The organism is Embleya sp. NPDC005971 (genome assembly GCF_040629175.1).
Taxonomy (GTDB): Bacteria; Actinomycetota; Actinomycetes; order Streptomycetales; family Streptomycetaceae; genus Embleya.
The window spans coordinates 152,527-165,417 of sequence record NZ_JBEXUX010000012.1; the positions used below are offsets into that span (position 1 = coordinate 152,527).

The following is a 12,891-nucleotide window of genomic DNA, read 5'->3' on the forward strand; positions in this document are numbered from 1 at the left end:
CACCGGCGAATGACGACCTCTGCGATCACCCATGTGCGGGCCGATTACCAGGCCACCGGAAGCTCGCGCACGCCGTACGCCACGCCGTCGTGTTTGAACGGCACGTCGTCGAAGTCGATCGCGAGTCGCAGGGTCGGAATGCGCCGGTAGAGCGTCCCGTAGACCACCTGTAGTTCCAGCGCGGCCAGCGGTCGACCGAGACAGTGGTGCGGGCCGTATCCGAAGGCCAGGTGGTGCTGGGCGTCGCGGCCGAGGTCGAGCCGGTCCGGGTCGGGGAAGTTCTCCGGGTCGCGATTGGCCAGTTCGCTGGCCAGGATGATGCCCTCCCCGGCGCGGATGATTGTGTCGCCGACCGCGATGTCCCGGATGGCGACCCGCCGCCGGCCGGAGTGCGAGATGTTGAGGTAGCGCAGCAGTTCGTCGACCGCGCCTTCCACCACCCGGCGGTCCTCGGTGCCGCGCAGCAGTTCCAGTTGGTCCGGATTGCGCAACAACGCCAGTGTGCCCAGCGCGATCATGTTCCCGGTGGTCTCCAGTCCGGCCACCAGCAGGGTCACCGCGATGTAGGAGAGTTGCTCCTCGCTCAGTTCGCCGGTGCGCACCTGGGCCTCGATCACCGAGGAGATCAGGCCGTCCGCCGGTTCCTTCTTCTGCCGCTCGATCAGCTCCCGCAGATAGCTGCGCAGCGCCTCCTGGGCGCCGACCATCGCCGCGGGCTCACTGTCCCGATGCAGCATGCGCGACGTCTGATCCTGGAAGAACTCGTGGTCGGCGTAGGGCACTCCGAGCATCCGGCAGATCACCTGGGTCGAGGTGGGGAAGGCGAAGCGGCTAACCAGGTCGGTCGGATTCGGCCCGGCGAGCAGGTCGTCGATCAGGCCGTCGACGATGTTCGTTACGTCGCCGCGCAGCGCCTCGATGTTGCGGATGGCGAACGGCAGCGACACCATCCGGCGTTGCCGGGCGTGCTCGGGGTCGTCCAGGGCGACGAAGGAGCGCCCGTCCTTGCGCCGCTCCCGGCTGCCCTCGTCGAAGTGCGGGTAGCCCGGTGTCGTCGAGTCGGCGCTGACCCGGGGGTCGACCAGGAGCTTGCGCCCGAGGTCGTAGCCGGTGACCAGCCAGGGTGTGCTGCCGTCCCACAGGGTGACGCGGGTCAGTTCGTCCAACGCGCGCATGCTGCCGGCCGGGTCGAACGGGCAGGCGGCGTCCTTGCGGATCGGGAAGCGGATCAACTCTTCGTTCACGGCATCTCCTTCTGTTGCCGCGCCGTGCCGCTCCCGGTGGGCGGCTCTGCTTCGGCGGTTGTCGGTGGCTGGATGCGTCCGTGCAGGAATCGGGCTATCTCCCCCAGGTCGCCCGCCTCCAGGACCGTCCGGATCGGCAGGCGCACACCCAGTTCCTCGCGCACCGCGCCGATCAGCCGGCCCGCGATCAGCGAGTTGCCGCCCAGGTCGAAGAAGTTCGCGTCGAGATCGACCGTCGACAGGCCGAGCAGGCGCGCGACCACGTCACCCAGCAGGGCGTCGGGCGTGCGCGGCCCGGCCGGCGGTGCGGGCGGCTCCGGCGCGTCCGCGTCGCTCGGCGCGCCCAGGGCTCGCCGGTCCACCTTCCCGTTGGGCAGGGTGGGGAATTCGTCGAGCACGGTGATCCGCGTCGGGACCATGAACTCCGGTAGCGCGGCGGCCAGTTCGGTGCGCAGCGCGGCAGGGTCGAGGGTGGCGCCCGGGTGCGCGGTCAGATAGGCCACCAGTCGCGCGTCGGCGAGTTCGCCCTCGACGACCACCGCGGCCAGGGCCACGTCCGGTTGCCCGGTCAGGCAGGTCTCGATCTCGCCGAGTTCGACGCGGAACCCGCGCAGCTTGATCTGCCCGTCGACCCGGCCGGCGAAGTGGAACCGACCGTCGGCGTCGCGCCGACCCAGATCGCCGGAGCGGTACATCCGCGCGCCGGGTGGGCCGAACGGGTCGGGCAGGAAGCGCGACGCGGTCAACTCCGGGCGGTTGACATAGCCTCGGGCCAACCCCGAACCGGCCAGGTAGAGCTCACCTTCCCGGCCGTCGGGCACCGGCCGCAGGTGCTCGTCCAGCACCCGGACCCGGGTCCCGACCCACGGGAAGCCGATCCCGACGCCGTCCGCCTCGGTGATCGGCCCGGCGATCGTGGAGCCGACGGTGGCCTCGGTCGGCCCGTAGCCGTTGAACATCCGCCGCCCGGGTGCCCACTTGCGCAGCAGGGCGGGGGTGCAGGCGTCGCCGGTCGACATGATGGTGCCGCCCAGCAGGACACCTTCGCTGTCGGTGACGCTCAGCGCGACCGGCGGCAGTACGGCATGGTCGATCTCGTACTTGGCCAGCGTCTCGTGCAGCGCGTCGCCGGGCAGCAGGTCCTCGTCGTCGGCCATCACCAGCGTGGCCCCGTGCAGCAGCGCGAGGGTGACGTCCCAGAAACCGGCGTCGAAACTCATCGAGGCCCACTGCAACACCCGGTCACCGAGGCCCGGCCGAAACCGCTGCGCCTGGGTCGCGACGAGGTCCGCGACGCCGTCGTGGCTGATCGCGACGCCCTTGGGGGTCCCGCTGGAGCCGGAGGTGTAGATCACGTACATCAGGTGCCGGTCCGTCAACGGCTCGCGGCGGTCGGCCTGGCGCACATCCGCGTCGTCGAAGGCGGCGCACGCGTCGGAGTCGAGGTCGATCTCCGCGAGTTCCACCCCGGGCACCCGCCCGCCGCCGGCACGCACGAGCAGCGTCGGGGCGGCGTCCTCGACCATGAACGCCTTGCGGGCCGCCGGGTAGCGGGGGTCCAGCGGCAGGTAGGCGCCGCCCGCCTTGAGGATCGCCAGCACGCTCACCACCAGCTCGACCGACCGGGGAACGGCCACGGCCACCAGGTGGTCCGGGCCCACGCCGCGGTCGATCAGCAGCCGGGCCAGCCGGTTGACCCGGCGGTTGAGATCGTCGTAGGTGAGCGCGGTGTCCTTGTAGAGCACCGCGAGCGCGTCCGGACTGCTTACCACCTGTGCCTCGAAGAACTCGGGCACGGTACGCGGAGCCGATCGCCGCGTCGTCACCGCGTGCTCCCCAGGTACGGGCGCACCTCGGAGGCGAACAACTTCAGGCTGCGTTCCATCGACTCCAACGGCTGCTGGCCGAAGTCGAGTTGGAACAGCACGATGTCGGTGTCCAACTCCTGTTCGATATGCCGCAGTTGCTCGATCGCGGTCTGCGGCGAGCCGACCACGGCCAGCCCGGCGTCCTCGCTCGGGCCGGCCTGGTGCTTGTCCACCACGGCCTCGCGGTAGCCCTCGTACGAGCTGGAGGTCCGGTCCCGCCAGGCGTTCGCGGCCGAGCCGAAGACGTCCCAGTGGCGGCGCAACGCGGCGGTGCCCTCTTCGATCGCCTCCTGGTCCGTTTCGGCGAGGTAGAGCGCGACACTGATGGCGACCCGGGGTTCGCGGCCGGCGTTGCCGGGCGCGGCGCGGAAGCGGGCCCGGTACAGGTCGATCATCTCCCGGACCTGGTCCACCTGTTCGCGGCTGGGCGCGGAGGCTATCAACAGGTTGTGGCCGGCGTCGCCGATCCATTCGAAGCTCGAACGGGTGAGCAACGCGGCGGCCCAGACCGGCGGGTGCGGCTCCTGGGTGGGCAACGGCAGGGAGTTCGCCGCCCGGTAGCGAAAGAACGGGGTGTCCTCGCTCACGTCCGACTCGGTCCACAGCCGCACCACCGCGTCGACGGTCGCCCGGAAACGATCCTTGCTGCTGTCCAGGTCGATGCCGAACGAGTCGAACTCGTACGGCAGGAACGCCCGCGCGAAGCCGACGTCCAGGCGCCCGTTGCTGAGTGCGTCGAGCTGCGCGGTGCGGGCCGCCAGTTGGATCGGGTGGTGGAAGGACGCCTGGATGCCGCCGGTCATCAGCCGGATCCTGCTGGTTCGCGCGGCCACGGCGGACAGGAAGGCGAGCGGGTCGGGGCAGTAGCCGCCGTAGGGATGCAGGTAGTGCTCGGTCATCTTGACGTATTCGAGCCCGAGGTTCTCCACCAGCTCGGACACGGTCAGCAGGTTCGTGTAGTAGTCACCGGCGCTACGCTGCTGCGGCGTCGTGTCCGGCAACAGGGAGATCCCGTAGCTCGTCATCGCGGCCTCTTCGTATCCGTGTGCGGCTGATCGTCCGTTGTCGTGGTGGTGGTGCACTCCCGCGAGCCGGCCCCGCCCGGGGTCAGGGACCAGTACTCGCGCATCCCGTAGACCAGCGGTCGCGGCAGCACGTCGCCCGCGGTGCTGACCTTGACCACCTCGCCGAACACGACGACGTGGTCGGCGACGGTCACCGACTTGGTGACCCGGCAGTCCGCGATGGTGTGCGCGTCCTGCACCAGGTGGGGTCCGCCGAAGCCGGGTCGCATGGTCCACGCGACCCGCTCGAAGCGATCCGGGCAACGGGCCGCGAACAGTTCGGCCGTCGCGCGGGCCTGATCGTCGAGCAGGTTCACGGTGAAGGCCCGCGTCCTGGTCAGGACGGCGAGGGTGCGGCCGGCCTGCTGGGCGCACACCAGCAGGGTCGGCGGGCTGGCCGACACACTGGCGATCGCGGTGCAGGTCATGCCGTGCAGCGGACCGCCCGGCTCGGCGGCGGTGAGCACCGACACACCGGCCGGAAAGGCCGCCATCAGGTTTCTGAACTCGCTTGTGGACACCGGCTCCGTCGCAACGCGGCGATCGGCCTCGGCGATGGGAATCGACATGGTGGTTGCAGCACCTCCTGGTGTGCTGTCACGCGCTGGGAACGAGGCGCCCGCCGGCGGCCCCGCCGTGCCGGGCGACCTGGTGGGCCAGGTACTCGTACTGCCCGGGCAGGCGCTCGATCAGGGCCGAAGCCTGCTTGCGCACCCGCTCGAACTCGTTGCGCGCGGTGGTCGGATCCAACTGGTCGAGCACCGGCAGCGACCGGACCGGCAGCCCGCCGAGGCCCAGGATCATGGCGGTGTACGAGTACGGTTCGAAGCCGTGGAAGCGCGGGAAGACGGAGTTCTCGTCCGGCAGCGTGGCGCTCCACTGCTCCAGGCGCTCGGCCAGGCCGTCGGGCACCGCCCGGGTCTTGGTGTCCCGCCAGTAGTCGTTGTCCGCCCGAGCCGCGGCGTAGTAGTGCAGGAACAGGAACTCCCGTACCCCGTCCATGACTCCGCTCACCTGGTGGTTGTAGGCCCGGCGCAGCGGCTCGTCGTCCCGGGTGCCCGGGAAGTGCTTGACCAGTTGCTCCACCCCGTTTTGGATGAAGAAGATGCCGGTGGACTCCAGCGGCTCGACGAAGCCGCTGGACAGGCCGATGGCCACGCAGTTCTTGACCCATGACCGGGCGCTGCGGCCGATCCGCATCTTGATGTGATTGGCGGCCAGGTCGGCACTCTTGGGGCCGACGAACCTGCGCAGCGTGCGCTCCGCCTCCTCCGGCGTGGTGTAGTCGCTGGAGTAGACGTAGCCGGTGCCGAGCCGGTCGAGCAGCGGAATGGTCCAGATCCAGCCGGCGTCCTGTGCCGAGGCCGTCGTGCAGGGCCGCATGCCGCCGGCGGCGACGTCCACCGGGACGCGCAGGGCCACCGCGCTGTCGTTCGGCAGGGAATCCTGGTACGAGACGAACGGCTCGCCCAACTTCTGGTTCAGCAATAGACCGCGGAACCCGGTGCAGTCGACGAACAGGTCGCCGCCGAGCGGCCCGTGCTCCTTGGTCAGTACGTCCGTGATGTAGCCGTCGGCGTCCAGGCGCACGTCGACCACGTCGTCCCGGACGTGTCGCACGCCGCGTTCGACGCCGTACTCGGCCAGGAATCCGGCGAGCAGGGTGGCGTCGAAGTGGTAGGCGTACGGGAATTGGGTGCTCTGGCCCTCGGGGGTCGCGCGGGACATGTCCTGTGCGTCGCCGGTGGTGAAGTCCCCTTCGAACAGGCCCCCGTCCAGGTGGCGGGGCGAGCGCTTGGCGTCGCAGAGTGCGGCCAGCACGGAGCAGTCCCGGTCGAACCGGTCGGACGGGCGGTCCCGCAGCCACCATTCGGCGAGCGGGAAGCCCTCGACCACGCGGGGTCGTTCGAAGGGGTGGTAGAAGTGGTGGCCCGGGGCGCGCCAGTTCTCGAATCGGATGGCGAGTTTGTACGAGGCGTGGCAGCGGGGCATCCACTCCGGTTCGGTCAGCCCCAGGTGCCGGAAGAATTTCCGGACGGTGCTGAACGTGGCCTCGCCCACTCCGATGGTGGGCACGGCCTTCGATTCCACGAGTGTGACCGACAGTCGATCACCGAAGCTCGCCTTGAGATGGGTGGCGGTCATCCAGCCGGCTGTACCTCCGCCGACGATCACTACGTTCTCGATCATGATTCCCGTCTTGGTCGATGCCTCGAATGGGACGGGACCCGGCGATTCGGTATGAGACTCCAGCGGGATCCCGGTAATGCACCCGACTCTGACACGGGCGTCCACAGGGTCGGTCGACGGGAAAAGATTCACGAAAGACGCGCTTCTTTCCGGCCGGGGCGACCGCGGATATGCGGGTGATCTTTCACCGACCGGCTCGGTTGCCCGGACCGGTCCGGTGTGTTGCCGGTTATCCCCGGGATCGATAAACGGATCACCGTATTCCGCTGCGCGGCGTCGGGGGCGTCAGGGTTCGGGCAACAGCCGTATGCGCAACGGTTCCAGCCAGGCGCGACCCGCGAGCAGTTCGTACTCCCGGACCCGACCGTCCTCGATGGCGAAGCGAATGACGAGTCGCAGCCGCCCTTCCGGCGCGACCAGCAGGCCGACGCGGCCGTCGATCATCGCGAGTTCGACGTGTTCGGCGGCGGCGCAGAAGTGGCTGATCTCGCGAGCGACGGGTCCCGCGCCGCGCACCTCGCTCGGGTGGTTCGCCGAGACGGCTGCGGCGTCGACGCGCCGCACCACGTCCGGAGCCAGGCGCGCGGCGATCTTGGCGGTGTCACCGGTGCGGGCGGCGGCGAGGAAGGCGGCCACCACCTCGCGATGCTGGGCCAGTTCGACCGACCGGCGATGCTCGTGCGGTTCCCGCACCTTGTGCCGGGCCCGGCTGGCGAGCTTCTTGGCCGCCGCCTCGCTCCGGCCCAGGGTCGCGCCGATCTCGTCGAAGGGCACGCCGAACATGTCGTGCAGTACGAACGCCACCCGCTCGGCGGGGCTGAGGGCGTTCAGGACGACGAGCAGCGCGATGCCGACGGATTCGGCTTCGAGCACCCGCTGTTCGGGATTGCCGCTCGTCACACCCGTGGCCGGGGGCGGCAGCGGATCGCTCGGCTCCTCGGTGCACACGTGTCGGCCGCGCAGTATGTCCAGGCAGATACGGGAGACCACGGTGCGCAGCCAGCCCGGCAGGTTCCGCACCGACGCGGCGTCGACCCGCTCCAGCCGCAGCCAGGTGTCCTGCACCGCGTCCTCCGCCTCCTCGCGCGAACCGAGCATGCGGTAGGCGAGGGCGAGCAGGTCCCTGCGGTTGTCCTCGAAGCACGTTGCCAGGAATTGGCGCTGGTCCATCGGTCACCTTTCCGGTGTGCAATCCGTCGTACAGATGACCCTGAGGTAACGGGTCGTGTGACGAATGCCTGACGAGGAAAGGTGCCATGGCCATCCAAAGCGACGAGACCGTCGGGATTCGCCCTGTGTGCGGACCTCGTTCACGTCCCGAACCCGACGGGCCCCGAGCCCCCGTCCTCTGCCCGGCTAGGGATCGGGCAGAGGACGGGATCGTCCGCCACGCCGGCGACGAGGCGCCCGGCGTCGGCCGGTCCGGTGGCGGGTTACATGGTCTCGGGTTCGAGGATGTAACCGCGTCCCCAGATGGTTCGGATGCTGAGGCGTACCGAGGCGATGCGGCGGCGCAGTCGCATGATCTGAAGATCGAGAGCGTTTCTGGTGATCTTCCCGGTCAATTCGATCAACTGTTCCTCGAGCTCCGCGCGATAGACCACTTCGCCGTAGTGCGCGACGAACTGTTCCATCAGGCCCGCCTGCGTGCTGGAGATGGCCACCGAGTCCGTACCGAAGTAGAGCACTCCGGTGGAGTCGACGGCCGGAATTATGAGCCCGTGCGCACGTTGTGTTAACGCTTGGATCCGGGCTTCGACATCTTCCCGAGGGGCCGGCGTTCTGATCCAGTCCTCCGAGGGATCAACGCAGATGGGAGCCCGATTTCCGGCCTCCACGACGAGAAGGCAGGGAATGCCCGCCTTCTTGCAATCGTCTCGCGTGCTCGCCTCGATGGGCCAGCGCACCAACTTGACGCTCTTGCTCAAGGGTGTCCCCCAATGCACAGAGTTCTGTTGTCGATATTCCCTTTTTGCACCCCATGGTTCACGCGATCCTGCAAATCGGATGGTACGTACGAAAAAAGCAGACCGAGGCCGGGATGCCACGCCGCGGCTCCAGATGTGTACCCACCCGGATTGGATTTCTCATTTCCCCGGACGCCATTTTTCACCGGGCGCCGAAGTCGCGTGTTCGCGGAGCATGGAGCTCCGCGAACACGCTGCCCCGACGGACGGGACGATGGAACGAGTCACCGCGAACGATCGCTGAGCGCCTCACTCTCCCGGGGGCTTTCCGACTCCGGCTTCGCCTGCGGCCCCACGGCCACCGAACGCACGGCCCGCTGTCGGAACCCCGCGTACGCGACGGCGGCCGCGACCAGGGTGCAGGCCGAGGCCAGTCCGACGGCCATCTGGTAGCCGTGCAGGAAGGAATCGATCGCGGTCTGCTTGACCGAGGGGCCCAGCGTGTCCACGACCTTTTCCACCCGCCCGCCGCCGACGTTCTGCGCCTGCTGCGTGGCCTGGGCGTGCCGGACGCCGTCCAGGCCGGAGGTCTTGCTCCGCCACGAGGAGGTCGCCATGTTGACCCCGACGGTGCCCAGCACCGCCAGGCACACCGAGGAGCCGATCTGCCGGGAGGCGTTCAGGACGCTGGAAGCCGCGCCCGAGACCCCTGCGGGCACGTCGCGCATGGCCGCGTGGGTCGTGGCCGGGACGAACGTGCCGAACCCTCCGCCGTAGAGCGCGAATCCCAGCGCGCTGACCGCGAACGGGGTGGTCCCCGCCCGGCTGAGCAGGAGCACACCGACCGCGGCGACCACCGTGCCGCTGACGGTCACCACCCACGTCTTGAACCGGGCGTCCAGGCGCCCGCCGAACTGCGCCATGACCAGGAACGGGATGTTCATGAACAACCACGACAGGCCGGTGCGCATCACGGACCAGCCCGCGACGTTCTGGAAATACAGCGTCACCCAGAACAACGCGCCGGTCATTCCGCCGTAGCAGAGCATGTAGATGCCCGAGGCGCTCACGAAGCTGCGCGCGCGCAACAGCGCGGGCGGCAACATCGCGTGCGGGATGCGGCGCTCCCACCAGAAGAACGCGGCCAGCAACACGGCTCCGGCGACCAGGGGTAGGGCCACCAGCGTCGAGCCCCAGGGGTGGGCCGAGGACTCGACGAAGCCGAGCGTGAGGCAGACCAGCGCCAGGCCGCTGATCGTCATGCCCGGCACGTCCAGCTTCCGGGCCCGCGGATTGCGCGATTCGCGGACCGCGACGACCGTGCAGACGATGCCCAGGGCGGCGAACGGCAGATTGATCCAGAACACCGACTGCCAACCGAAGAAGGTCAGCAGGATGCCGCCGCCGACCGGTCCGGCGCCGAAGCCGGTGCCGCCGATCGCGGCCCAGGCGCCGATCGCGCCGGCCCGCTGTTCCTGCGGGTACGTCTCCATGATGATGGGCAGGCCCAGGGCGAGCATCGCCGCGCCGCCGACGCCCTGCAGGGCGCGGAAGGCGATCAGTGAATTCGCGTCCCAGGCAAGGGCGCAGGCGACCACACCGATGGTGAAGACCACCATGCCGGTGAGGAACACCCGCTTACGGCCGTAGCGGTCGCCGAGGGCGCCGCCGGCCGGGATGATCGCCGCCAGGCTCAGTGAGTAGGCGCCGATCACCCACTCCAACTGCGCGGCGCTCATGTGCAGTTCGTTCTGCACGGAGGGAAGTGCCACGTTCACGATGGTCAGGTCGAGCGAGGTCATGAACGTCGCCATGCACATCGCGAACAGGACCAGGCGGCGATGTTGCGTCTCGGTGAGTCGGAGGCTCATGTGCCCTCCCGGTCGGTCGTCGGGCACAGTGCCGAGCCGACTACGCTATGCGATGTGGTGATCATCCGTACTCCCAGTGAATCCGTGACTGCCAGGTCCTGACCGCCCACTGGTAATGACCCCTGTCGCCCGAGGAGTGTGACCGTGTCCGATCCCGATCAGCTTGCGGAGCAGTTCGAGCTCGCCCGGCCACGGCTCGGCACGGTCGCCTATCGCATGCTGGGTTCGCATGCCGAGGCCGAGGACGCGGTCCAGGAGAGCTGGATCAGACTCAGCCGCACGGACGCGGACGAGGTGGAGTCGCTCCCGGCGTGGCTGACGACCGTGGTCAGCCGGATCTGCCTCAACGTGCTGCGCTCCCGTGCGGCCCGGCCGGAGGATCCGATCGGGCTGCGGCTGCCCGATCCCGTGCTCGGCCGGGAGGAGACCTTCGGCCCCGAGGACGATGCGCTGCTGAACGATTCGGTCAGCCTCGCGCTGATGATCGTGCTGGACACGCTGGCGCCGACCGAGCGGGTCGCCTTCGTCCTGCACGACATGTTCCATCTGACGTTCGACGAGGTGGCGAAGGTGGTCGGGCGCTCCACGGTCGCGGCGCGTCAGCTCGCCAGCCGGGCGCGCCGACGGGTGCAGGGCGCCTCGGCGAGCTCGGCGGACGGCGACTTCGCGACCCGGCGCCTGCTGGTCGACGCGTTCTTCGCCGCGGCGCGGGGCGGGGATCTCGACGCGCTGGTGGCCCTGTTGGATCCGGACGTCGAGTTGCGCGCGGACGGCGGGCGTACCCTCGTCTCCGCCTCGGCCGTAGTCCGGGGGGCCGGGCCCACCGCGCAGCGGGCGGCGTTGTTCCGGCAGCCCGGGGTGGTGGTGCGGGCCGTGCTGGTCAACGGCTCGCCCGGCGCGCTGGTGGAGCGGGACGGGCGGCCGGTCTCGGTGATGGGGTTCGCCATCGCGCGGGGCCGGATCGTCGGGATCCAGATCCTGCTGGATCCCGACCGGCTGGGGGCGATGGATCTGGCGGCGCTGCACGGGTAGCGGGCGCGGGGTGGCCTGCGTGGGCGCTGTGTGGGTGGCCTGCGCGGGCCGGCTGCGCGCGGGCGGCCAGCGCAGGCGGCTTCCGTGCGCGGCTGCTGCGGGCGGGCGGCCGGGAGGTCCGTCAGGACACGCCGACCAGCTTCTCGCTGCGCCGCAGGCGGGCCCGTTCCTGCTCGTTGACCTCGATGCGTGAAAGGGCCCGGCGAAGTACCGGCGGGGTCATCATCGTGGTGCTGATCGCGATCAGTACCACGATGGTGTAGGCGGCGGTGTTCAGCACGCCCAGTTGCAGTCCGATCCCGGCCACGATGATTTGAATGACCCCGCGCGCGTTCATCCCGGCGCCGAGCACGAGCGCGGTGCGATGGTCGAGACCGGCCAGTCGGGCGCCGAGGAAGGCCCCGGCGAACTTGCCCACGACGGCCACGGCCAGCGCGCACAGCGCGGCCAGGGCGATCACGGGTCTGCCCAGCACGGTCAGATCCAGCCGCAGGCCGGCCTCGGCGAAGTACAGGGGGGCGAACACCGACAACGTGACCGCGCGCAACGGCGCCAACCGGCCCACCGTTTCTCGGGTGCAGGTGCCGATCAGCAGGCCGCCGACGAGCGCGCCGAAGGACGCCTCCATGCCTGCGGCCTGGGTCAGCGCCGCGCTGCCCAGGATCACCACGGTCGCGGTGGCGATGGTCGTCCCCGCCGCGGTCACCCTGGCCATCAGCCACCCAATGGCCGGCCGGACGATCAGCGTCGCGCACACCACGATCAGCAACAGCCAACAGACCGGCTTCACCACCGAGACGACGGTGAGGCCGCCCACGGCCGCGGCGGACGCCACGGACAACAACATCCAGCCGCTGACGTCGTCCACCACCGCGACGGCGATGGTCAGTTGGCCGAGGTCGCGGTGCAACAGGCGCATGTCGGCGAACATCTTGGCGATCACCGGCAGGGCGCTGACGCACATCGCCACCCCGACGAAGAACGCGAACAGGCCGCGATCGTGATCGGCGGGCAGCAGGCTCGCGGGCGCCGCGAAGCCGATGGCGACCCCCAGGGCCAGCGGGATGAGCAGACCGAGGAGGCCCACGCCGAGCGAGGTCCGACCCTTGCGGCGCACCAGGCCGAGATCGATCTCCAACGCGGTCACGCCCACGAGCAGGATCACTCCGATCTGCCCGACCGCGTCCAGCAGGTGCGTCTGCGGTGCGGACGAGGTCTCGAGCCAGTCCCGAAGCCCGGGCGCGAGCCCGCCCAGCACCGATGGCCCCAGCAGGACGCCCGCGGACAACTCGCCCAGGAGGGCGGGCAGTCCGAGCCGCTCGGCGAGCCGGCCGAGCAGCAGTGCCACACACAACAGCGTCGACACTTGAACCAGGAGCAGCAGGAGCGAATGGCCGCCCAGGGGCGCGGCGGTGTCGGACGGCATGACGTGCTCCTAGGCGTCGGATTCGGGGAGCACGGCGATCGCCCGAGACGGGCAGACGCGCGCCGCGTGCCGCACTCGGTCCTCGAGTTCGCCGGGCACGTCCTGGCGGAGCAGGTGCACGATGCCGTCGTCCTCGCCCTGGTCGAACACCTCGGCCACCGCGAGTACGCACATTCCGGAGCCGATACACCGCTGTTGGTCGGCGGTCACACGCATGACAGATCCTTTTCTCGCGTCGATTCCGATTCCGACGGTCGCATTCCACGGCCGGTCGCAATTCCACGGCCGG

General features: G+C 69.7%; 11 protein-coding genes. 1 reads left to right on the forward strand and 10 read right to left on the reverse strand.

Annotated elements, in window-relative coordinates; translation table 11 throughout:
- Window positions 1–44 precede the first annotated feature (44 nt).
- The 8 genes from ABZ374_RS13800 to ABZ374_RS13835 form a co-directional block, all read right to left on the reverse strand.
- The gene (locus ABZ374_RS13800; protein WP_360310410.1) at window positions 45–1,244 is read right to left on the reverse strand and encodes a cytochrome P450; all 1,200 of its coding nucleotides are present in this window, start codon (window positions 1,242–1,244) and stop codon (window positions 45–47) included.
- Complete coding sequence (locus ABZ374_RS13805; protein ID WP_360310412.1) at window positions 1,241–3,070, reverse strand: non-ribosomal peptide synthetase; 1,830 nt, start codon at window positions 3,068–3,070, stop codon at window positions 1,241–1,243. The genes ABZ374_RS13800 and ABZ374_RS13805 overlap by 4 nt, the downstream gene beginning before the upstream one ends.
- On the reverse strand, window positions 3,067–4,137 hold the full coding sequence (locus tag ABZ374_RS13810; protein ID WP_360310414.1) for an LLM class flavin-dependent oxidoreductase: 1,071 nt from the start codon (window positions 4,135–4,137) through the stop codon (window positions 3,067–3,069). The genes ABZ374_RS13805 and ABZ374_RS13810 overlap by 4 nt, the downstream gene beginning before the upstream one ends.
- On the reverse strand, window positions 4,134–4,745 hold the full coding sequence (locus tag ABZ374_RS13815) for a flavin reductase family protein (protein WP_360310416.1): 612 nt from the start codon (window positions 4,743–4,745) through the stop codon (window positions 4,134–4,136). Before ABZ374_RS13815 ends, ABZ374_RS13810 begins: the two co-directional genes overlap by 4 nt.
- Before the next feature lie 28 nt (window positions 4,746–4,773).
- Window positions 4,774–6,366, reverse strand: coding sequence for a tryptophan halogenase family protein (locus ABZ374_RS13820; RefSeq protein WP_360310418.1), 1,593 nt, complete (start codon window positions 6,364–6,366; stop codon window positions 4,774–4,776).
- A gap of 285 nt (window positions 6,367–6,651) precedes the next feature.
- Window positions 6,652–7,536: a sigma-70 family RNA polymerase sigma factor gene (locus tag ABZ374_RS13825; protein WP_360310420.1), complete on the reverse strand. Its 885-nt coding sequence runs from the start codon at window positions 7,534–7,536 to the stop codon at window positions 6,652–6,654.
- Window positions 7,537–7,799: 263 nt separating this feature from the next.
- Entirely contained in the window at window positions 7,800–8,294 is a 495-nt protein-coding gene (locus ABZ374_RS13830; RefSeq protein ID WP_360310422.1) for a helix-turn-helix domain-containing protein, read from the reverse strand.
- A 263-nt stretch (window positions 8,295–8,557) separates the two neighbouring features.
- Window positions 8,558–10,144 carry an MFS transporter gene (locus ABZ374_RS13835; RefSeq protein WP_360310424.1) on the reverse strand — a complete coding sequence of 529 codons (1,587 nt, stop codon included), beginning with the start codon at window positions 10,142–10,144 and terminating at the stop codon, window positions 8,558–8,560.
- A gap of 144 nt (window positions 10,145–10,288) precedes the next feature.
- Here ABZ374_RS13835 and sigJ point away from each other — a divergent pair, with 144 nt between their 5' ends.
- A complete protein-coding gene (sigJ, locus tag ABZ374_RS13840; protein WP_360310426.1) occupies window positions 10,289–11,176 on the forward strand; it encodes an RNA polymerase sigma factor SigJ in 888 nt (295 codons plus the stop codon).
- A 121-nt stretch (window positions 11,177–11,297) separates the two neighbouring features.
- Here sigJ and ABZ374_RS13845 read toward each other — a convergent pair whose 3' ends face one another.
- A complete protein-coding gene (locus tag ABZ374_RS13845) occupies window positions 11,298–12,602 on the reverse strand; it encodes a cation:proton antiporter (RefSeq protein WP_360310428.1) in 1,305 nt (434 codons plus the stop codon).
- A gap of 9 nt (window positions 12,603–12,611) precedes the next feature.
- Complete coding sequence (locus tag ABZ374_RS13850; protein WP_360310430.1) at window positions 12,612–12,818, reverse strand: ferredoxin; 207 nt, start codon at window positions 12,816–12,818, stop codon at window positions 12,612–12,614.
- Between the last annotated feature and the right edge of the window lie 73 nt (window positions 12,819–12,891).